At 68.1% G+C, this 19,303-nt stretch carries 21 protein-coding genes; 9 read left to right on the forward strand and 12 right to left on the reverse strand.

What is annotated here, in order from left to right; all coding sequences use genetic code 11:
- Positions 1-56 precede the first annotated feature (56 nt).
- Entirely contained in the window at positions 57-1,040 is a 984-nt protein-coding gene (locus ACIG5A_RS02055) for an ATP-binding cassette domain-containing protein (RefSeq protein ID WP_397236699.1), read from the forward strand.
- Positions 1,037-1,873, forward strand: coding sequence for an ABC transporter permease (locus ACIG5A_RS02060; protein ID WP_397236701.1), 837 nt, complete (start codon positions 1,037-1,039; stop codon positions 1,871-1,873). Before ACIG5A_RS02055 ends, ACIG5A_RS02060 begins: the two co-directional genes overlap by 4 nt.
- 64 nt (positions 1,874-1,937) lie before the next feature.
- Here the strand turns inward: ACIG5A_RS02060 and ACIG5A_RS02065 are convergent, their stop codons facing one another.
- Positions 1,938-2,273: an RNA polymerase-binding protein RbpA gene (locus tag ACIG5A_RS02065; protein ID WP_397236703.1), complete on the reverse strand. Its 336-nt coding sequence runs from the start codon at positions 2,271-2,273 to the stop codon at positions 1,938-1,940.
- Positions 2,274-2,512: 239 nt separating this feature from the next.
- Between ACIG5A_RS02065 and ACIG5A_RS02070 the strand changes: the two genes are divergently transcribed.
- Positions 2,513-2,833, forward strand: coding sequence for a hypothetical protein (locus ACIG5A_RS02070; RefSeq protein ID WP_397236705.1), 321 nt, complete (start codon positions 2,513-2,515; stop codon positions 2,831-2,833).
- Positions 2,834-2,838: 5 nt separating this feature from the next.
- On the opposite strand, the gene ACIG5A_RS02075 is transcribed toward ACIG5A_RS02070, so the two are convergent.
- From ACIG5A_RS02075 to ACIG5A_RS02085, 3 genes are all read right to left on the reverse strand, one after another.
- On the reverse strand, positions 2,839-4,200 hold the full coding sequence (locus ACIG5A_RS02075) for a cytochrome P450 (RefSeq protein WP_397236707.1): 1,362 nt from the start codon (positions 4,198-4,200) through the stop codon (positions 2,839-2,841).
- Between the two features lie 545 nt (positions 4,201-4,745).
- Entirely contained in the window at positions 4,746-5,342 is a 597-nt protein-coding gene (locus ACIG5A_RS02080) for a TetR/AcrR family transcriptional regulator (protein WP_397236709.1), read from the reverse strand.
- Positions 5,343-5,378: 36 nt separating this feature from the next.
- Positions 5,379-6,506, reverse strand: a complete 1,128-nt coding sequence (locus ACIG5A_RS02085) for an agmatine/peptidylarginine deiminase (RefSeq protein WP_397236711.1) — start codon at positions 6,504-6,506, stop codon at positions 5,379-5,381.
- A gap of 526 nt (positions 6,507-7,032) precedes the next feature.
- On the opposite strand from ACIG5A_RS02085, the gene ACIG5A_RS02090 reads away from it, so the two are divergent.
- Both ACIG5A_RS02090 and ACIG5A_RS02095 read left to right on the forward strand, forming a co-directional pair.
- Positions 7,033-7,329: an MTH1187 family thiamine-binding protein gene (locus ACIG5A_RS02090; protein ID WP_397236713.1), complete on the forward strand. Its 297-nt coding sequence runs from the start codon at positions 7,033-7,035 to the stop codon at positions 7,327-7,329.
- Between the two features lie 65 nt (positions 7,330-7,394).
- Positions 7,395-9,029 (forward strand): hypothetical protein, encoded by a 1,635-nt coding sequence (locus ACIG5A_RS02095; RefSeq protein WP_397236715.1) that lies wholly within the window; start codon positions 7,395-7,397, stop codon positions 9,027-9,029.
- 52 nt (positions 9,030-9,081) lie between these two features.
- Here the strand turns inward: ACIG5A_RS02095 and ACIG5A_RS02100 are convergent, their stop codons facing one another.
- Together ACIG5A_RS02100 and ACIG5A_RS02105 are read right to left on the reverse strand one after the other, a co-directional pair.
- On the reverse strand, positions 9,082-10,158 hold the full coding sequence (locus tag ACIG5A_RS02100) for a hypothetical protein (RefSeq protein ID WP_397236717.1): 1,077 nt from the start codon (positions 10,156-10,158) through the stop codon (positions 9,082-9,084).
- A gap of 178 nt (positions 10,159-10,336) precedes the next feature.
- On the reverse strand, positions 10,337-10,999 hold the full coding sequence (locus tag ACIG5A_RS02105; RefSeq protein WP_397236719.1) for a M23 family metallopeptidase: 663 nt from the start codon (positions 10,997-10,999) through the stop codon (positions 10,337-10,339).
- A gap of 158 nt (positions 11,000-11,157) precedes the next feature.
- Between ACIG5A_RS02105 and ACIG5A_RS02110 the strand changes: the two genes are divergently transcribed.
- Positions 11,158-11,499: an ArsR/SmtB family transcription factor gene (locus tag ACIG5A_RS02110; protein WP_397236721.1), complete on the forward strand. Its 342-nt coding sequence runs from the start codon at positions 11,158-11,160 to the stop codon at positions 11,497-11,499.
- Between the two features lie 8 nt (positions 11,500-11,507).
- Here ACIG5A_RS02110 and ACIG5A_RS02115 read toward each other — a convergent pair whose 3' ends face one another.
- On the reverse strand, positions 11,508-12,497 hold the full coding sequence (locus ACIG5A_RS02115; protein ID WP_397236723.1) for a glycosyltransferase family 9 protein: 990 nt from the start codon (positions 12,495-12,497) through the stop codon (positions 11,508-11,510).
- Between the two features lie 225 nt (positions 12,498-12,722).
- Here ACIG5A_RS02115 and ACIG5A_RS02120 point away from each other — a divergent pair, with 225 nt between their 5' ends.
- Complete coding sequence (locus ACIG5A_RS02120; RefSeq protein ID WP_397236725.1) at positions 12,723-13,136, forward strand: VOC family protein; 414 nt, start codon at positions 12,723-12,725, stop codon at positions 13,134-13,136.
- Between the two features lie 62 nt (positions 13,137-13,198).
- Positions 13,199-13,798, forward strand: coding sequence for an HdeD family acid-resistance protein (locus tag ACIG5A_RS02125; RefSeq protein ID WP_397236727.1), 600 nt, complete (start codon positions 13,199-13,201; stop codon positions 13,796-13,798).
- 51 nt (positions 13,799-13,849) lie between these two features.
- Here ACIG5A_RS02125 and ACIG5A_RS02130 read toward each other — a convergent pair whose 3' ends face one another.
- The 3 genes from ACIG5A_RS02130 to ACIG5A_RS02140 form a co-directional block, all read right to left on the reverse strand.
- Positions 13,850-15,079: a Dyp-type peroxidase gene (locus ACIG5A_RS02130; RefSeq protein WP_397236729.1), complete on the reverse strand. Its 1,230-nt coding sequence runs from the start codon at positions 15,077-15,079 to the stop codon at positions 13,850-13,852.
- Positions 15,048-15,587, reverse strand: a complete 540-nt coding sequence (locus ACIG5A_RS02135; RefSeq protein ID WP_397236731.1) for a copper chaperone PCu(A)C — start codon at positions 15,585-15,587, stop codon at positions 15,048-15,050. Before ACIG5A_RS02135 ends, ACIG5A_RS02130 begins: the two co-directional genes overlap by 32 nt.
- 438 nt (positions 15,588-16,025) lie before the next feature.
- The gene (locus tag ACIG5A_RS02140; protein WP_397236733.1) at positions 16,026-16,544 is read right to left on the reverse strand and encodes a hypothetical protein; all 519 of its coding nucleotides are present in this window, start codon (positions 16,542-16,544) and stop codon (positions 16,026-16,028) included.
- A 174-nt stretch (positions 16,545-16,718) separates the two neighbouring features.
- On the opposite strand from ACIG5A_RS02140, the gene ACIG5A_RS02145 reads away from it, so the two are divergent.
- Positions 16,719-17,528 (forward strand): S1 family serine peptidase, encoded by an 810-nt coding sequence (locus tag ACIG5A_RS02145; protein WP_397236735.1) that lies wholly within the window; start codon positions 16,719-16,721, stop codon positions 17,526-17,528.
- A 104-nt stretch (positions 17,529-17,632) separates the two neighbouring features.
- Here the strand turns inward: ACIG5A_RS02145 and ACIG5A_RS02150 are convergent, their stop codons facing one another.
- Positions 17,633-18,415: an SGNH/GDSL hydrolase family protein gene (locus ACIG5A_RS02150; RefSeq protein WP_397236737.1), complete on the reverse strand. Its 783-nt coding sequence runs from the start codon at positions 18,413-18,415 to the stop codon at positions 17,633-17,635.
- Positions 18,416-18,482: 67 nt separating this feature from the next.
- Entirely contained in the window at positions 18,483-19,184 is a 702-nt protein-coding gene (locus tag ACIG5A_RS02155; protein ID WP_397236739.1) for a S1 family peptidase, read from the reverse strand.
- Positions 19,185-19,303: the final 119 nt, after the last annotated feature.

A 19,303-nucleotide genomic window follows, 5' to 3' on the forward strand; every position in this document is an offset into this window, starting at 1 on the left:
ACCAGAGGCGGCGGCGCGCGCGGCGCGGCACCGCCGAATGAGAGCGGGGTACGGTCGTGAGTTTGGCGGTGGAGGTACTCGGCCTGGTGAAAACCTATGGCCGGGTACGGGTTTTGGATGAGATAGATCTGCAGATACCGGCGGGTACGGTGATGGGCCTGCTCGGGCCGAACGGTGCGGGCAAGACCACGACGGTCCGCATCGTCACCACCCTCCTACGCCCGTGCGCCGGGTCGGTCCGGGTGGCGGGCATCGACGTGCTGCGCGATCCGGCGGCCGCGCGCAAACGGATCGGGTTGTCCGGGCAGTACGCGGCGGTCGACGCGAACCTGTCCGGTTACGAGAACCTGCGCATGGTGGCCCGCCTGTACGGCATGTCGCAGCGGCAGGCCACCGCGCGCGCCGCGGAACTGCTCGGTGCACTCGGTCTCGAGCACGCCGCGCACCGGAGGGCGGGCACCTACTCCGGCGGTATGGCGCGGCGGCTCGACCTGGCGGGCGCGCTGGTGGCCAGGCCCGCGGTGGTGGTGCTCGACGAGCCGACCACCGGCCTCGACCCGCGCGGCAGGCTCGACATGTGGCGCGTCATCGGCGATCTCGTCGACGACGGCACCACCGTGCTGCTCACCACGCAGTACCTGGAGGAGGCGGATCTGCTCGCGGACCGCATCACGGTGATCGATCGCGGCCGCGTCATCGCGCGCGGATCCGCCGACGAACTCAAGACCTCTATCGGCGGCGACCGGCTGACCGTCATCCTGGCGGCCGGGCAGGACGTGAAACCCGCGCTGTCGGTGCTCGCGCAGGTCGGGATCGGCGAGCCGAGCCACGACGGCGACGAGGTGTCGGTGGTGGTCAGCGACGGCACCCGCACCATGGTCGAGGCGCTGCGCAGGCTCGACGACGCGGGCGTCTGCGTGCTCGACGCGAGCGTGCACCGGCCGAGCCTCGACGACGTCTTCCTCTCGCTCACCGGCACACCGGCGAGCGAGGCGAGCGCGCAGGAAAACGATGAGGTAGAAGAGGAGATCATGTCGTGACGACCGTCCAGGCCGCGCCCGTTGGCGTGCAACGCAATCCGCCGCTGCGGATCGTGCGCGACAGCGCCATCGTCGCCTACCGCAACCTGCTCACCATCCTGCGGGTGCCGACGCTGCTGGTGACCGCGACCATTCAGCCGCTGATGTTCGTCTTCCTGTTCGCCTACATCTTCGGCGCCTCACTCGGCGGCGGTCAGTACCGGGAATTCCTGCTCGCCGGAATCTTCACGCAGACAGTCGCTTTCAACGCCGCCTTCACCACCGTCGGATTGGCGGGCGATCTGCAGAAGGGCATCATCGACCGGATGCGCACGCTGCCGATGTCTCGGCTGGCCGTGCTGATGGGGCGTACGCTGTCGGATCTGGTGGTGAACGTGCTCAGCCTGGCCGTGATGGTCGGCTGCGGCTATGTGGTGGGCTGGCGGATCAACGGCGGAATCGCCGATGCCGCACTGGCATTCGGCATCATCCTGCTGTTCGCCTTCGCCATGTCCTGGGTCGGCGCGATCACCGGGCTGATGTCGCCGACCGTCGAGGTGGCCCAAAGTGCCGGTCTGATCTGGCTTTTCCCGCTCAGCTTCATCTCCTCGGCCTTCATTTCCGCCGAGACGCTGCCGGGGCCGCTGCGCACCGTCGCCGAATGGAATCCGATCACCGCCGTCTCCGCGGCGGGCCGCAAGCTGTTCGACAACGACTCCCCGCCCACTTTCGCCCCCGCCACCGGCTGGGCCGCCGACCACTGCGTCGAATACGCCATCGGCTGCTCCGTGGTCATCCTGGTGATCGCCGTACCGCTTGCCCTGCTGCGCTACCGCAAGGTCGCCAGCCACTGAGCGAGGGGAAAAACGAAGGCCGCTTCCATCGAATGGAAGCGGCCTTCGTCCGTTCAGCTGCCGCCTAGGCGCGGCGGCGGGTCTTCAGCAGTTCGAGGCGCTCCTTCAGCAGTTCCTCGAGCTCTTCCTTGCTGCGACGTTCCAGCAGCATGTCCCAGTGGGTGCGCGGTGGCTTGACCTTCTTGGTCTCCTGGGTGGTGCCCTCCATGAGGACGCCCTCCAGGCCGTTGCGGCACAACCAGGTCGGCGGGATCTCGGCATCGTCGGCGAACGGGACGTCGAACTCTTCACCGTTGTCGGTCCGGTACCGGGCAATCCGGCGCGGGGCCAGGTCGTGGTCGCGATCGGTCTCGTAGCTCACCGCTCCGAGCCGACTGCCTCGGAGTACGCGATCTGCCATGGTGTGCGGTCCTCTCCTGTTTGCATTGGCGGCATCGACGGGTGCGAAGCCGTCGCTGTCTGCGCTGCGGCCGTACCACGAACAACGCTTTCGCCTGCCGTGATAGTTCCCGACACGGCCGACGGCGAACCGTTCCATTGTAGTGGCTGGCCGGGATTACCTGCGCCGCGCCCGGCTGACGGCGCTTTTTCCGGCCCCTCGCCAGCGGAACCCGGCGTCAACCATTAGTGTTCTGCGTCATGCTGCGACGCTTGTCTTGCTTGTGGTGTGGGCGGGAGATCATTGATTCCGAGGCAGGCCGTCGCCGCCGCTACTGCAGGCAATCCTGCCGCCAGCGCGCCTACGAGAACCGAAACAGCTTGAAGGGCACCGGCATTCCGGCCGATTCCGTCGTGCTGAGCGCCCAGGAGGCCGCCGACCTGGCCGACCGCTGGTTCGCGGCACGCTGCGCCGCCGAGGATGTGGCCACCGCCATCGGCGAGGGCGCGGACACCGACGAGCTCACCATGCTGAGCAAGACGCTGCTGGAACTCACCCGCGAGGCCGAGCGGCTGCGCTGACCGGCTCAGCCGACCTCGCTGGGCGCCGAGCGCTGCGGCGTGCGCGAGGTCGCCCGCAGCCGCAGGCCGTGCGGATGCAGGTTGGCGCCGAACCGGACCTTGGCAGGCTGGTCGGGGACGAGCCGCCAGCGGGCGGTGATGATCGCCAGCGCCAGCGTGGCCTCGTTCATGCCGAAGGTGTCGCCGATGCATTTGCGCGGTCCGGCGCCGAAGCCGACGAAGGCGGTGCGCGCGGGCGTCGGGTGCCCAGGCAGCCAGCGGTCGGGATCGAAACTGTCGTGCCGGTCCCACACGTCGGGGCGGTGGTGAATGCCGTACGGGCTGTAGATCAGGGTGTCGCCGGGGTGCAGCGGCTGCTCGCCGAGCTGTGTGCCTGCGGTGACCACCCGGGTGGAGAACCACACCGGTGGCCGGATGCGCAGCGTTTCGGTGATGATCGCCCGGGTCACCGCCAGCTCGGGCAGGTCGTCGAATCCGGGTAGGCGTCCGGCGAGGACGGTATCGACCTCGGCGTGCAGGCGTGCCTCGATATCGGGATGCCGCGTGAGCAGGTGCAACGCCCACGACAGTGTGTCCGCCGTCGTTGCCATTCCGGCGGCGAAGAAGGTGGCGACATTGTTGATGATCTCGGTATCCGACAACCCGCGGCCGTCGCCCTCGGTGTCCTTGGCCGCCAGCAGTGCCGACAACAGGTCTCCGTGATCCACCCCGCTCGCCCGGCGCTCGGCGACGATATCGGAAACGGCCCTGCGGAACTCCGAACGCGCCCGCTCCCATCGCCGATTGCCCGGGGTCGGCAGCTGGTTCACCCACTGCGGCAACAGCAATCTCCGCTGCACACCCGCCAGTACCGTGAGCAGTGCCGCGATGCCGCGATGCACCGTTTCCGTGGTCACCGCCTCGGCGAACAGCGCGCCGCGCACCACCCCCGCCGTCAGCTTCGGCATCTCCGCGCCCACATCGAGCACCTGCCCGTCGTGCCACCCGTCGACGATCCCCGCCGCCTCGGCCGTCACGACCTCCGCGTACCCACGCATCCTCGACGAATGAAATGCGGGCTGCATCAACCGCCGCTGCCGCCGATGCAGATCATGCGGCACGCTCGCCACCCCATCCCCGATAACCTCACGCACCCGCTCCCAGAACGGCCCACCCTTGGCATAGGTCCGGTCATCGCGCAGCACATCGTGCACAAGCCCCGGCGCACACACCACAACCAACTCGGCCGTCCCGAGCCTGACCTTCACCAGATCACCCAGAGCGGACAAAGATTCGAAGAACCCCAACGGATCCCGCAGCAGCGGCACCGCATGTCCCAGCAGCGGCAGCGCCCCCGGCGCGGTAGGAATGGACGTCGTCGGGCTCATCTCGCCCCCTGCGAGTCGAATCGTCCGCCTAGGCCGACACCCGCACGGCATCCCCTCGACGCGCCTCGGTTTCCGCCACGTGCTCGCCCGGAATCTATTGACCGAGAACACCTTTAATACTAGAACTCCGGACGCCCCTCCGGCGGCGACATCGCGCAGCCGAACCCTCGCCCAGATCCGGAACATCCATACCCGCGCGTCATCGGCGTGCACCGTCCAGAACACGCCGCAGTCGCAGACTGTCGCCGAGCGCAGTCGAATGGCCGTGCGACACGCCGGGCAAAGGGGCCATTCGACTGCGCTCGCCGAACCTGTCACCTCTTTGGACTGATGCGTGCCCGCCGGAAGCGAGCTGTCGGCGGACCGACGGGCCCTGGAAGAGAGGCGCGATGTTCCGTACTAGAACCCCGAGTGCCGTTGTCGGACAGCACTGTCGCCCAGCGCAGTCGAATGGCCGTGCGACACGCCGGGCGAAGGGGCCATCTGACTGCGCCGGGCCTGTCACCCCATCGGATCGATGCGCGCTGCCTTGAAGTGCGCTGGGCTCAGGCAGGAGGCCGTGTTCCGCGGACTTCGCGGTCGAGTTCGAGATGTATTGCGTCGGTGAGGAGTTCGCGGGCGCGATCGAGTGTGATGGAGTGTGTGTGCCAGCGTTCGCTCAGGCCTTCGACGAGGGCGGTGAGGCGTTCGGCCGCGGCGGCGGTGTCGATGGCGGTGTCGACGGCGCCCTCGTCCTGTGCTCGGCGAATCAGCGATTCGATGTCGGTGTTCCACGCGTCGGTGGTGGTGCGCAGCGGTTCGCGCAGGTCGGTGTCGAAGATCGCGCTGGCGCGCAGTTCGCCCCAGGCGATGCTGGTTTCGCGGACCTGGCCGGTGTCCTGGAGCTCGAGCAGGAGCAGGCCTTCGAGCCGTGCCCGTGCCGCCTCGTCGGCCATGGCGGCGCCGGTGTAGCTCTGCGCACGGTGGTTGATGTGCTCGAGCGCGGCGCGCACCACGCCGGGGCGGTCTTTGAAGTGGTAGTAGATGAGCGCGGTGGACACGCCCGCCTCGGCGGCGAGTTTTTCGATGCGCAGGCCGCGGACGCCGTCCTGGGCGATGACACGGACGGCGGCCTCGAGGATCTGGATTTGACGCTCTGACACGGGTCCTCACAGTAGGGGGTGGGTGTACGTGGTCGGCTAGGCGGCGGGTTCCTGCTGCGTGGTGCAGTGGATGCCACCGCCGCCCGCGGCGATGCCGTCGATATTGATCTGCACGATCTGCCGGTCGGGGAACAGCCGTCGCAGGGTGTCGCGGGTGGCCGGATCGGTGTCGGGGTCACCGAATTCGGGCGCGATGACCGCGCCGTTGCAGACGTAGAAGTTGATGTAGCCCGCGGCGAAATCGTCGTCGGCGAAGGTTTCGCGCACCTGCGACGGTCCTTCGAGCACCTCCACCTGAAGTGGGCGGCCGTGCACGTCGGTGGCTCGGCGCAGGATGTCGAGATGACGGCGGGTGACGTCGTAGTCGAACGAGTCCGGGTCGTTGTCCAGCCCGGCGACCACCACACCGGGACGGGCGAACCGAGCGTAGAAATCGGTATGCCCGTCGGTGATGTCCTCCCCTGCGATGCCGGGCAGCCAGATCACCTTCTCGATGCCGAGCAGATAGGCCAATTCCTCTTCGACGTCGTGCTTCTTCCACCCAGGATTGCGATTGTTGTTGAGCACGCAGCTCTCGGTGATGATCGCGGTCCCCTCACCGTCGACCTCGATGCCGCCGCCCTCGAGCACCAGATCGGTCCGCAGCCGCTCGACCCCGGCCCGCTCGGTGACGAGCTTGGCGACCTTCGCGTCGCGACGATGCTCCTGCTTGTCACCCCACCCGTTGAAATTGAAGTCGACACCCGCGCGTCCGCCATTGCCCTTCACGAACACCGGCCCGGTATCCCGCATCCACAGATCGTCGATCTCCGCCGGAACCAACTCGACATTCGCGCCACCCATCAGCCCACGCGCCAACTCCATCTCACCGGGCCGCACCAGCATCGACACCGGCTCGAACCGCGCGATCGTCGTGGCGATGGTCGCCAGATTCCGCCGCACCTCCGGCACCAGCTTCGCGCCCCAGATCCGTTCACTGGCCCCGAAAGCCATCCAGGTCCGCACATGCGCCTGCCCCTCCTCGGGCATCATCCACTTTCTCCCATCCTCGTGTGAACTACTCGACCGACTACCGACAAGCGGCAACTCCCTATCACTGCAACCAGCCAGCAGTAAGCCACTGACCGCAGCCATCGAGGCCTGCACAAAACTGCGCCGCCGCATGTCCTTCTCCTTTTTCTGAGCGAGTACGCAACGAGTCCCAGCAGCGCGCCGAACCCCGACAGCCGCGCCACATGAATCGCTGGCAATCAGAAGGCTAGCGTCTGACTAAAAATTTAGTCAAGTGGCTGGGCTGCGATGACTTACCAGAATCCGCACCAGAACCACGGCTGACCCCGCGCAGACTGCTCTGGCGTCGAAGCCCCCTGCCGACTCTGGATCAACTACCACCGACCGCCGCGCTCGTGCCGGGACTTTCGCCGAGCGCAGTCAAATGGCCCTGCGACACGCTGGGCGAGGGGGCCATTCGACTGCGCTCGTCGAGCCCGGCGCTCAATGGTCTGATGCGCGCTCGGCTGAGGCGCCGCCGCTTCCGCTCACGGGGTGGCCACGCTCTGGCGTGCAACGCGGTTGTCGCGTGCGTGGAATGTGTTCGACGAGAACGGCTTTTACTACTACGAGTGGTGGCCGCGGCACTTCCGGATGATCGGGCCTGCCGTTTCATCGAGACCGAGGAGAGGATTTCAGGATGATTGTTGCGTTTTCGGTAACTCCGCTGGGGGTTGGGGAGGATGTCGGGCGCCCTGTTGCGGAGGCGGTGCGGGTGATTCGGGCCAGTGGGCTGCGCAACGAGACGAGCGCCATGTTCACCACGATCGAGGGGGAGTGGGATGAGGTGATGGCGGTGGTGAAGCGGGCCACCGATGCGGTGCTCGCGGTGGCGCCGCGCGCCAGCTTCGTGTTGAAGGCCGATGTTCGGCCGGGGGTTACCGATGCGATGACGTCGAAGGTGGATTCGGTGGAGCGGTATCTGGCCGAGGGGTAGCCGAATGGTCCATTGACATACCAAGAGATTCTAAATACCGTCAGTATCCGAACAAGGAGGTTCGGATGCTCGACCGTGGATCGGCGCTCGATTGTGCCGCGGAGGTCACCGCGAAGGTGGCAACAGCGGAGGGCGCCGGTGTACGGCGTTGGGCGGTAACGCGATTGGTGATCGCGGCGGGGCTGGCACTGCTGCTGGTTTTCGCCGCGCCCGCGGTCGCCGATCCCGGGCAGTGGGTCGATCCGGGTGCGGAGGCGCGCAATCTGCTCATCTGGGCGGAGACCACGGGGAACACGGTCGGCAAGCTCGGAACCGACTACCCGGCGAAGCTCGTGGCGGCGACCTTCGACTATCAGGCGGGGCGGCTCGCGGCATTGCGCGCGGATCCCGAGCGGCAGCCGAATCCGAACTCGTGCACGCTGGTGCTGACCTGCCCGATCAATCCCGACCACAGCATCGCGCGCTGGCAGGAGCAGGGCGGGCTGGTCGAGCCGGTGCTGTTCACGTCGCGGTCAGGAGCGACGCTGTCGGGGCACGTATGGGCGCTGCGGGATGGGCCGGCGCACAGGCCGGGGGTGGTGCTCTCGAACGGTTCGATCGTCGCCTACGAGCAGATCCACTGGTCGCTGGCGCAGGCGCTGGCCCGCGCCGGATACGTGGTGATCACCTACGACCCGCAGGGCGAGGGCATGTCCGACCAGTTCGGCGTGGCGCCGGATCAGCTGGAGGACGCTTTCGCCGGTATTCCGATCCTCGGCCTGGTCGGCCCGCAGAGCGTGACCGGCGCGCTGCTCAACGGAACGAATCGGCCGGTCGGTGACGGTCTCGGGCTGGGCGGCAACGGATTACCGTTCTACGACGGTCAGATCGACGCGCTCGACTTCTTCCTCGCCACACCGGATCAGCCCTACGAACCACGGGCGAGCCGCACCACCGGCACCAGCCATGCGGGCAAGCAGCTACGCCGAGCGGCCGCGGGAATCAACAGTGCGCACAATCCGTTGTGGGAGTTGCTCGATCCGAGCCGGATCGGGCTCGCGGGGCATTCCTACGGTGCGATGGCGTCGAGCTGGAACGGTCAGGCGGATCCGCGGGTGAGCGCGATCGTCGCGCTGGACAGCCTGTGCCTGCCGAGCGCACCGCTCGACGAGCTGGTGGCGTTCGCCACCGCGCCGGTCAACAATATTGCGGGAGTACAGCTCCCGGCGATCTACGGGTTCCCGCACCTGTGCTTCGGCACGCCGAACGAACCGCCGCCCGGGCTGAAAACCCCCGCGCTGCATCTGACGGGCGACTACGTGGTCGCGCCGGTGCCGTACCTGCAACAACCGGTGCCGCAGAACAAGTCTCAGGCCTCGCGGACCTACTCCGAGGCGGGCGTGGATACCGGCGCGGTGATTATCCGGGGCGGCAACCACTTCGACTTCGCCGACAGCGCGGGCATACTGCCGACCTCGCTGCGCGGACTCGACATGGTCACCTGGTACACCACCGCCTGGTTCGACAAATATCTGAACCACGACCCGTCCGCCGACACCCGATTGATCGCCCCGCCGTGGCGCGACGACCCCGCCACCGGCGCCGTCGATCCGTCCCGAGACCCGAATATGTACTCCTATCACTATCTTTCCCGCCTCGATATCACCCGTGCCGACGGCACCCGCTACCGCTGCGAGAACTTGCGCGCCGGATGCCCGTAGAGAGCGCACAGTCCCGGCCGCAAATCCGGGTCTGTGCGCTCCGCACGCCACCTCAGTGCTCGGTGCCAGCGGTAACGGGAAGCGTTGCACGCTGGTCGGTTTCGGCCACCCGCCCCTTCGCGCGGACGGTCAGGCAAACCGCGCCGAGCAGCACCGCCACGCCCGCGGTGAGCCCGCCGACCGCGAGCAGTGTGTCACGGTCCGGGTGAACCAGGGACTGCGCCCGCATGGCCTGCCAGAACGAGATCGCCAGCAGTCCGGCATAGCCGACCGCCAGGATGCCGACCAGCGCCGCGCGGGTGCGCTCGGACCGCAGCCACCGGTATCGCCGCGCGGCGAAGGCCAGTGCGAAGGCGGCGAACAGCAGCACCTGGATCCCGTGCAGGCCGAGGAAGTGCGGGATGCGCAGATCGCCACCGACGGTGCTCCAGTGCGTGATCGGCATGCCGCCCATGGCATCTCGCGGCGCGAGGGATACATCGGCCTCGCCGGCCACGGTGTGGCCCGCGACCAGCTCCACCACATTGCCGTCGGCATCGCGCACCAGCTGCTTGCCGGTGAAGCCCATCAGATAGCCCAGCGCCATGCCGACGACGGCGAGCGCGAGGCCGGCGTGAATCGCCCTGGCGGTCGGGCGATCCACTACCCGCTGCCACGAAAGAATCAGCACGATAACGAGATTCGCCAAGAACAGGCCGGGCACACCGGACATGAAGATCTTCTGGCCGATCACGTTGAACATGTCTGTCTCGGAATTGTTGAAATGGCTGTAGGTTCCGCGCGCTGCCTGCACCACGATGAACCCGACGTCGGCGATGCCGGTGACCGCGAAAATGGTCCCCATCCACCAGGTGGCCCGGCTTCCCTTGTGCGGCAACGAGAGCAGCCAGGCCAAGGTGAATCCGTAGAGCACGAACGCGAGACCGAACTTGAACGGCTTGAGCCACACCGATTCACCGAGCAGCAGCCGATCGTCGACAACCATGCCGACGGTGCAGACCAGCACCAGCGTGGCCATGAGGTACACCATCCACAGCAGCGGCCGGTGTAGCCGGGCCCCGCGTGGCACTTCGATCGTCGGGATGCGGTGGCGCGTTGGCGCGGTGGCGGCGAAAGTCGTTGTGGCCATGGACCGAAGGTAGGAATCGAGCGCCGAGCGCCACGTCCCGCCGCAGCGCTATTTCGCCTCTAGTACCGCAGTGCTAGAGGGGTGAGAAAAGACCGGACCCGCGAACCATGGGTTCGCGGGTCCGGTGGCACGTGCGAAAACTCGAGAGCCCCTCATCAGCTCCCGAGTATCCGCCCGATCAGCTCGGGTTGCCCAGTACCTGGATGCCGCGCGCGGCCAGCCACGGCTGCGGGTCGATCGGCTCGCCGCCGGGCAGATGCACCTCGTAGTGCAGGTGCGGCCCGGTCGAGTAGCCGCGGTTGCCGACGGTCGCGATGATGTCGCCCGCCCTGACCTGCTGGCCGACGGTGGCCAGGATGTCGTTCACGTGACCGTAGACGCCGATGGTGCCGTCGTCCTGCTGAACGCGCACCCACAGGCCGAAGCCGTCGGCGGGGCCCGCCTCGATGACCACGCCGTCGGTGACCGCGCCGATCGGGGTGCCGATCGGGTCGGCGAGGTCGAGTCCGGCGTGCAGCGCGCCCCAGCGCATGCCGAAGGTGGAGGTCAGCGTGCCGACGATGGGCAGAACGGTACGCGGGCGCGCGGCCTCCACGGCCATCATGTGCTGCTCCCACAGCACCGCCTCGGGCACGATCTGGGCCTTCTGTGCCTCGGGCGGGGTGAACGCGGTGAACTGGATCTGCGCGGCCGAGGCGGCGTTGCTGACCATGGCCTGCTGTTCGGGGGAGACGCCTGCCTGGATGTCGGCCGCGGCCAGCACGCCGAGCGAGGCGCTGACGACCGCGGACACGGCGACCACCCGGCGAAGACGGGAAGGTAACGAAACGGTCACGAGCATGGGTTGAACGTACGGGACCCGCATGCGGGTTCCGCTATCGTGTGGCAATCGTCACGCTGGTACAAAAGCCCAGTTGGGCTATTACAAAGTGATAACGTCCGGCGTGTCCGCCGAGCTCATCTGGACGATTGATCTAGTGGGTCGAGTTGACCGGCCGGATGCCAGTTGATCACACTATTTCAGTGGTGACTAACGGAGTTCGCGCCCTGGAAGCGCTCGCCGACCCGACCAGGCGGGCCATCTTCGAGGCATTGCCGCAGGCGCCGCGCGCGGTCGGTGACCTGGCGGCCGCGGTCGGCGTCAGCAGTTCCGCCGTCTCCCAGCATCTGCGCGTCCTGCGCGCGGCCAGGCTGGTGATGATGCGCCCGGACGGCAACCGCAGGCTCTACTTCCTCGACCCGCGCGGCCTCGGCGACGCACGCGACTACCTCGAACAGTTCTGGCCGAGCGCGCTCGCGGCCTATGCGGCCGCACTCGAATCCGCCGAAGGCGCAGGCTGATTCGCCACTCAGCCGACGCGGCGGTAGACCGGCCTGCGCCGGTCGGCGGTGCCGGTGCCCGGCCAGTTCCGCTTGCTCAGCTGCTTGTCGACCGTGCCGATCACCTCGGTGACCCCGATCCGCAGCAGGCCGGGATCCGGCGCGTCGGCATCCGGATCGCCGACCTGCCCGGCCCACAGCACGGCATGCCGGTTCAGCAGATGCGGCGGCGGGCCGCCCCAGCGCGGTGGCGTCGGCCCGAACAACTGCACCGTGCGGGTACCGAAGGCGGTGGCCAGATGTGCGACCCCGGTATCGCCGCAGATCACCAGCGCGCCCTCGGCGATGGTCGCGGCCAGCTCGATCAGGTTCTGCTCACCGGCGAGCACCCGGCTCACCGGCAGGCCAGCGCGCGCGGCGATGGTCAGCGCGATCTCGCGTTCGTATTCGTCCCCGGTGAGCACGACCTCACGCCCGAGGACGAGCAGGTGCCTGACCACCGCGGCGAAGCGATCCGGCGGCCAGCGGCGCGCGGCCGCGCTCGCGCCGATGTGCACGACGACGCAATCGCGGTGGCTGGTGGTCGCGACCGGCGGCACCAGGCCGAGATTGCGCCGGTCGGCGGTGATGCCGTCGGATTCCAGCAGATGACACCAGCGGTCCACGTTGTGCATGTCGGCGGGCCACTCCGGACCGGCGAGATCGGGGAAGATCCCGTTGCGGTAGGTCAGGATGCGCTCGGGCTCGGTTTTGGTCAGCGCGATGATGCCGTCGGTGGCCGGGCCGTGCAGATTGACCGCGAGTGCCGGTCGCGCGCCGTCCCAGCGCAGCGTGCTCGCGTCGGCGGTCGGCACCATCGCGTCGACCGAGGCGATCAGATCGACGATCGGCTTCAGCCGGTGCGGCGCCGCCAAGACGATGTGGTCGTGCGGGCGTGCCCGGCGCAGGGCGCGCAGTGCTGGAACCGCGGTCAGTAGATCACCGAGGCCACGTGCCTGCAGCACGAGTACAACCGACACCCTTTTCTCCTAGCCAACTGGGACTCGCCTGAACTCGGCCCACTCGATTCACCGCTGGTGCGCACGACGAGAGCCACTCAGTGATGACTACCCGACCGGCCCGCCGCTAAAACCGGGTGTGTCGCAGGTTATTCATCGCGTGGCGTCGGCAGCGGCGCTAACCTCCTCCTGGCGGCAGTTTCGTACCGACGACGGCAACTGCGACGACAGCAAGGAGCGTTCCCCATGGTCTCCAGGCTCAATCCCTACATCTCCTTCCAGGACACCGCGCGAGCGGCGCTGGAGTTCTATCGCGAGGTGCTCGGCGGCACGCTCGTCCTCAGCACCTTCGGCGAATTCGGCGACAAGGACGCGCCGGGCGCGGACCTGGTGATGCACGGAATGCTGGAAACCGCAGCGGGTTTCACGCTGATGGCGGCCGACACTCCGCCCGGTATGGAGTATCGGCCCGGCAGCAGCATCAGCGTCAGCCTCAGTGGCGACGACGCGAAGGAACTGCGCGTCTACTGGGAGGGGCTGGCCACCGGCGGCACGGTGACCGTGCCGTTGGAGAAGCAGATGTGGGGCGACGAGTTCGGCATGCTGGTGGACAAGTTCGGCATCGGGTGGATGGTCAACATCACCGCGTCGCAGCCGTAGTAACCGGAACCCTCCGAAGCAAATGTCCAGTCAACCTCGAGTAGAGGTAATAGCATCTGGACATGACGACAAACAGCGTGCTCGAGGGTCCTTTACATTCTCTTGCCCGCAGTGCGTGGCAAACGGTCCTGGTCACCGGCATACTCGCGGTTATTCTCGGGGTGATCATCCTCGTGTGGCCTGGGCCGACGCTGCTCGCGGCGGGCATTCTGTTCGGTATCTACCTGGTGGTGTCCGGATTCCTCCAGCTGATGGCGGCCTTCGGCGTGCCGAGCAGCGCGGGGGTCAGGGTGCTCGCGTTCATCAGCGGCGTGCTGTCGATCGCGATCGGCGTCTTCTGCTTCCGTGACGACCTGACTTCGATTCTGCTGCTTGGCCTTTGGATCGGCATCGGCTGGCTGTTCCGCGGCATCGCGATCATGATGATGGCGATTTCGGAGCCGTCCATGCCGGGGCGCGGCTGGAACATCTTCTTCGGCCTGATCAACGCGATCGCCGGTGTGGTGCTGATCGTGTGGCCGTTGGAGTCGGTGGCCACGCTGGCGCTCGTCGTCGGGGTGTGGCTGGTCGTGCTCGGCATCATGGAGATCATCCTGTCGTTCGGCGTGCGCAAGGACGCCAAGGAACTGCTCGACAATCCAGCGCGGGCCGCCGCGCTCTGATCGTCGAACCGGCGGCCGCCGTGTCCCTCGGGATACGGCGGCCGCCGGTCGTCACGACTCGAACAGCGACTGGCCGAGATAGCCACCAGGGGCGCGGACACCGGGCGGAATGACGAACACCGCCGAACCGACCGGTGTCGTCCAGACATTCAGCGCGTCGAACTGCGCCAGGCGCTGCTGCACCGGCAGGTACTGTGCGTCGACATCCCGCTGGAACGCCGTGAACAGCAGCCCCGAATTCGAGGTCTGCCCCGGCGCCGGGGAGTCGTCGTAGTTGTAGCCGCGGCGCAGGAATCGCTCACCGTCGTGGGTGTGATGGGCGCGGGCGATATGCGAACCCGGCGGAATGACCGGAATCCCGTACTTGTCGACGGCGGCGAAATCCGCCTCGTCGAGCTCGCGGGTACCGGTCAGTGGCGCACCGGTCGCGATGGTCCGCCCGACCGTCAATTCCCTTCCCTCCCGGTCGATTTCGTCCCAGGTGTCGAGTTTCATCGCGATCCGGCGCAGCACCAGCGAGGTGCCGCCGGCCAGCCACGGCTGTGCGGCGCCGTCATCCCACACCAGCCTGGTGAAATCGGTGGTGCCCGGCGCGATGTTCACGGTGCCGTCGACCTGGCCCATCAGGTTGCGCGGCCGCTGTCCCGGTGCGGCATTGCGGAATCCGCGCTGCACCCAGCGCACCGAGACCAGCGAGCCGACGCTCTTGCTCAGTGCGCGCACCGCGTGCGATACCGCCGTCACCTCGTCGGCGCAGATCTGCAGCAGCAGGTCGCCGTCGTTCCATGCCGGTTCGAGCCGATCGATCTCGAACGGCGGCAGCGGACGCAGCCAGCTCGGCCTGCGCTGCTCCAGTCCCGCGACGGTGAAGATCCGCGGGCCGAGCCCGACGGTGACGGTCAGTCGCGAAGGGCGTTGCGCCAGTTCGGGTTCGGTATCGGCGAGGGCGGCCGTGCCCTGGGTGAGGCGTGCGGCGTCGTCGGTCCAGATCTTCAGGATGCCGACGATATCGTCGCGATGGGTGCCCGCGCGCAGATCGAACGCGACGAACGCGGCGTGCGACTGCGGTTCGGTGGCGATCCCGGCCTGGTGTTCGCCGTAGAACGGTTCGAGCGCGGCCGCGGCCGGCGCCCGCTCGTCGGACTGCCTGCCGGCGAGCGTGGCCGCACCCCAGCCGATGCCGGCCGCACCCGCCGCGGCGGCGCCACCGCCGAGCAGGCGCCGCCGGTTGATCCGGCCGTCGCGCGGATCAGCCACCGTGGGCGGGCGTCTGCGCGTCACCCTCGGGGGCGTATTTCTCCTGGTTGCCCGAGAAGTCGCGCACCTGGGCGGTGAAGGTCTTGGTCGACCCGTCGCCGAAGGTCAGCGTGACCGGGGTTTCCGAGCCGGTGCGCAGCGGCGCGTTCAACCCGATGAACATGATGTGGTCGGCGCCCGGCCGCAGTGTGGTGCTGCCGTGCGCCGGAATGACGAATCCGCCCGGCTTGGGCCGCATGGTCTTGTTGCCTGCGGCGTCCGCGACGATCTCGTGCATCTCGACCGACTTGGCCGCCGGGCTGGTGGCCGACAGCACGGTGATGGTGCGGTCGCTGGAGTTGACGAGCTCGCCGAACGCCGCCGACATCCCGCTGTCGGCCGCCTTGGCCCACTGATTCTTGATCTCGACCGCATCCGCGGACTTGGCGGGCTCGGCATCGTTCTTGGACGAACAGGCAACGAGCAATAGCGGCACCGCGAGCGCGGCGGCGGCGCCGCGCAGCACGCGGGCCGTGGGGGAGGTGATGGACATGATGCTCCGATCGTGTGCTGGTTCTGGCCGCCGCGCAGTGTGCTTGCGGTGCAAGAGGGTTCGCGGGTCGAGTCGTGCGGGCGAATTCACGGTCGTCGGGGCCGATCGTTGCGGCTCGCTGTCGTTCCGTCGTTCGGCGGCACCGTGCGGGGTGTCGGCGCGCACCCGAAAGGTGGTGCGCCACAAGCAATTCCGCTGCGAAGCCGAAGCGTCGCAGCGGCGGTGCGCCGGCACGCGTCGAGAGATGATGCCCGATCGTTTCCCCGCGACACCGACTCGCACCTCGAGTGACCCGATAGGGATCACCGTGTGCCGTCCGTGTATTCGACGACCCGGTCCCTGCTGCTGAGGCAGAGTGCGGCGGGATGAGTCCCTGCCGGGCGGGTGTTCAGGTCGGGCGGCCGATGGTGCGGCGACCGGCCCGGAGCAGGGTGGGGACTAGCGCGGGATCGGTGGACCGCGCGTCCCGATTCCCGAGCCGACCAGCAACCGGCGTATCGAGCCGTGCCATGTGAGGATGGCCGAGGCCGGGGAAAAAGCTACGGCGGGAACGAAATTCAGCGCGCGAACGACCTGCCGGACACTGGACACCGCGCGACCGATCGCGACCTCGGCGCCGCGGATCAGCACCGCGCCGGCCGGAATCGCGACCAGGTGTGCGCCGAGCATGATCGCGGTAATACCGCCGTGATGGTGATGGCCCAGTGCGAGCGCGGTGTGCCCGAAGGCCTGACCGACAGCAAGCATCGCCATCATCTCGACCAGCCCGTGCCGCGGCCGAATCGACGCGACCGCGAACCCGACCAGCCCACAGGCCACAAGCAACAGCGCGACCGACGATTGCGTCGGCGAGACAACCCCACCACCGAGCGCGTGCGCAGCGACACTCACCGCCCCCGACGCGGACCCGACGAACGCACCGCGCAGCCGCGCCGTCGACGTCATCGGATTTCGCACCGACCCATACTACTGCTGGTCGTAGCCCCACCCCGCGCCAGATCGATCAACCGACCAGGTCGCGTGACCGGCCATGGAGATTCTGTCCCGGGGAGGATTCGAGGGAAACGTGCGACCAGCGGCTCCCGATATCGGTTTATCTCTATCGGTTCCCGGGGGTGGAGGAGCAACGCTATGAATATCCGTTCCATCAACCGCCGGTTCCTGAGAGTTCGCGGCCGTTCGGTGTTCATCGCTGCCGCCTCGGCGGCCGCGGCGGTGTTCATCGCGCCGTGCGTTCCGGCCGATGCCATCGCGGACGGGCATCCCGCCGCATCGGGCGAGGTGCCCTCCGTCGTGCAGATCACCGGGACGTTGGAGGGGGCGTGTAGTGGCACGATCGTCGACGCGTCGACGATCGTCACTGCCGCGCACTGCCTTATGGGTGCCGATGAGTCGACGCTCGGGATCCGCTACGGTTCGACGATCAGCGGAGCGGGCACGCCGGTCGCTGCCGTCGCGACTGTGCACGAACAGTTCAACCTGGTGGTCGGTGCCTACGACATCGCGGTGCTGAGGCCGGCACACCCCATCCCCTTCGACGCGAACGTTCAGCCTGCCGATCTGCCACCGCAAAACCACGATCCGGTTCCCGGTACCGTGGGCGTGATCGCAGGGTGGGGTGCCACGCAGATCACCAGCCTTCCCAGTCCCACGCTGCAAGTCGGTGACGCGGTGGTGGCCGCGAGGCACCACTGCCTGGTGACGAGCCCCGTGCGGGTATTGATCGGCGACATCGTCTGCCTCTCCGGCGCCAGCGCCTCGAGCCCCTGTCAGGGCGACAGCGGCGGCCCGCTGCTCTACACCGCGCCGGGAGCCACACGGCCGACCTTGATCGGCATTACTTCGTCCGGGCTACCTTGCGGACTCAACGCCAGCACCCCCGCCGCATACACCCGCGTCGGATACTTCACCACCTGGATCCAAACCCACAAGCAGCCCTGATCGCCGAACCGGCCGGTCGACTGTATGTGACCGCTGACTTCCCGCGCATCGGAGCGCACGCGATGCCGTGTGCGGGCTGCGGCATGCGCACAGGTGTTGTCCGATCAGGTGAAGACCGGTCGGAGATCGGGGCGTTTGGCGGTGATGCCGGTGCTCGAGGAGATGCCGCGGAGGCGGCGGACGGCCCAGGGGAACATGTGGGCGGTGGTCCAGCGCAATTCGGTGGCGACGACTTCGGTGAGCGTGCGGTGGACCGGGGGGAGTGGGTCGCGCCAGGTCTGGTCGGCGCCAGGGACTTCGAGGGTGCCGGCCATCGCGCGGGCGACGAGGTCATGGCCGAGCGGGCTCAGGTGCAGCCGATCTTCGGCCCAGACGCGCGGGTGGGTGGTCGCGGCGACGGGTTCGAAGTCGATCAGCGTCGCGCCGTGGCGGGCGGCGAGCTCGCGCAGTTGTGCGTTGAGCGCGCGTACGCGGGGCGAAAGCAGGCGGACGAACGGGGCGACGGTGCCGATATCGGGATAGGTGAACGTCACCACGCGGGCGCCGGTGGCGGTCAGTTCGGCGAACATCGCCGCCAGATCGGCGAGCAGTTCCGCCGGATCGAAACGCGGCCGGATGATGTCGTTCATCCCCGCCATCACCGTGACCAGATCGGGCCGCAGCGCGACGGCCGGTGCCAGCTGCTGGGCCCGGATCTGTGCGGCGCGGCGGCCGCGGACCGCCAGATTGGCATAGCGCAGACCGGGATTCGCGACACCGAGCAGGTCGGCGAACCGGTCGGCCCAGCCGCGATGCCCGCCGTTGTCGTCGGGGTCGCCGATGCCCTCGGTCTGGCTGTCGCCGAGCGCGACGAAGCGGGTGTAGGGCGATCCGGTGGTCGATTCCATCGTCGGCTCCTGAGACAGTCGATATCCGCGCACGAATATCCTACGGGCGCGCCGGAATTCGAGGGCTTCAGAGCGGCCGGAATCCGCTGCCCGGCCCGCCGGTGCGATCGATGTCGGCGAGCACCATCCCGATCTGGGTCGCCACCGCCGGATCGTGCACCGGCGCGGCGGGATGCTGGCACACCAGGTCGAATACCGTCACGCCGAGCGCATCCAGTCCGAGGTGCCCGACGTTCATGCCGACGAGCCGATCGCCGATGGTCACCGGCCCGCCCGAATCGCCCGGCTGCGAGCACACCTGATTCTGGAACCACCACTCGTGGGTATCCCAGACGATGCCGCAGTTGACGCCGGAGGTGCGCCCGTTCTTGCAGACGATGTCGCCCTGCCGCGGCGGCGCGCCGATGCCGGTGATCAGCGTCGCCGCGACCTGCCGCACCGGATCGACCCGGCCGCGATCGAACACGATGACCGCGTAGTCGTTGGCGTGGTCGACCGCGGCGACGGTGCCTACGACGCCGGCCTGCGGCGCGTGCTCGGCCCGCACCGGCGCCCCGACCTCGGCGCAGTGCCCGGCGGTGAGGCCGACCAGCCGATTCTCGCGGTCGTAGCCGACGGTGGTGAGGGTGCACGCGGCTGTGCCGAGCACGATGCCCGAGCCGCCGCCGAGTACGGCGGGCCGATATCCGGAGGCGGGACCGCAGAGCGCACCGGTGCCGAAGGCCACGGCCGCGACGGTGAGGGCAACGCGAATTCCCAAGGCGACCATGTCGTTTCCTTCGAACAGGGGGCAGGCCACGAACATTCGAATACGCGAGCGGTGAGTCGGTTTTCAGTGTCGCAGGACGGCGACGCGCGGACCGTCGCGGACGCCACATCGTGATCGCC

This window comes from Nocardia sp. NPDC052566, from assembly GCF_044547285.1.
GTDB lineage: Bacteria > Actinomycetota > Actinomycetes > Mycobacteriales > Mycobacteriaceae > Nocardia.

What these genes read in the sequence shown, in the direction of transcription:
- ACIG5A_RS02135 (WP_397236731.1), bottom strand. Translation starts at nt 15,587, where the DNA reads ATGTCCATCACCTCCCCCACGGCCCGCGTGCTGCGCGGCGCCGCCGCC.
- ACIG5A_RS02125 (WP_397236727.1), top strand. Translation starts at nt 13,199, where the DNA reads ATGACGACAAACAGCGTGCTCGAGGGTCCTTTACATTCTCTTGCCCGC.
- ACIG5A_RS02075 (WP_397236707.1), bottom strand. Translation starts at nt 4,200, where the DNA reads ATGAGCCCGACGACGTCCATTCCTACCGCGCCGGGGGCGCTGCCGCTG.
- ACIG5A_RS02105 (WP_397236719.1), bottom strand. Translation starts at nt 10,999, where the DNA reads ATGCTCGTGACCGTTTCGTTACCTTCCCGTCTTCGCCGGGTGGTCGCC.
- ACIG5A_RS02095 (WP_397236715.1), top strand. Translation starts at nt 7,395, where the DNA reads ATGCTCGACCGTGGATCGGCGCTCGATTGTGCCGCGGAGGTCACCGCG.
- ACIG5A_RS02145 (WP_397236735.1), top strand. Translation starts at nt 16,719, where the DNA reads ATGAATATCCGTTCCATCAACCGCCGGTTCCTGAGAGTTCGCGGCCGT.
- ACIG5A_RS02065 (WP_397236703.1), bottom strand. Translation starts at nt 2,273, where the DNA reads ATGGCAGATCGCGTACTCCGAGGCAGTCGGCTCGGAGCGGTGAGCTAC.
- ACIG5A_RS02155 (WP_397236739.1), bottom strand. Translation starts at nt 19,184, where the DNA reads ATGGTCGCCTTGGGAATTCGCGTTGCCCTCACCGTCGCGGCCGTGGCC.
- ACIG5A_RS02090 (WP_397236713.1), top strand. Translation starts at nt 7,033, where the DNA reads ATGATTGTTGCGTTTTCGGTAACTCCGCTGGGGGTTGGGGAGGATGTC.
- ACIG5A_RS02120 (WP_397236725.1), top strand. Translation starts at nt 12,723, where the DNA reads ATGGTCTCCAGGCTCAATCCCTACATCTCCTTCCAGGACACCGCGCGA.
- ACIG5A_RS02100 (WP_397236717.1), bottom strand. Translation starts at nt 10,158, where the DNA reads ATGGCCACAACGACTTTCGCCGCCACCGCGCCAACGCGCCACCGCATC.
- ACIG5A_RS02085 (WP_397236711.1), bottom strand. Translation starts at nt 6,506, where the DNA reads ATGCGGCGGCGCAGTTTTGTGCAGGCCTCGATGGCTGCGGTCAGTGGC.
- ACIG5A_RS02150 (WP_397236737.1), bottom strand. Translation starts at nt 18,415, where the DNA reads ATGGAATCGACCACCGGATCGCCCTACACCCGCTTCGTCGCGCTCGGC.
- ACIG5A_RS02110 (WP_397236721.1), top strand. Translation starts at nt 11,158, where the DNA reads ATGCCAGTTGATCACACTATTTCAGTGGTGACTAACGGAGTTCGCGCC.
- ACIG5A_RS02070 (WP_397236705.1), top strand. Translation starts at nt 2,513, where the DNA reads ATGCTGCGACGCTTGTCTTGCTTGTGGTGTGGGCGGGAGATCATTGAT.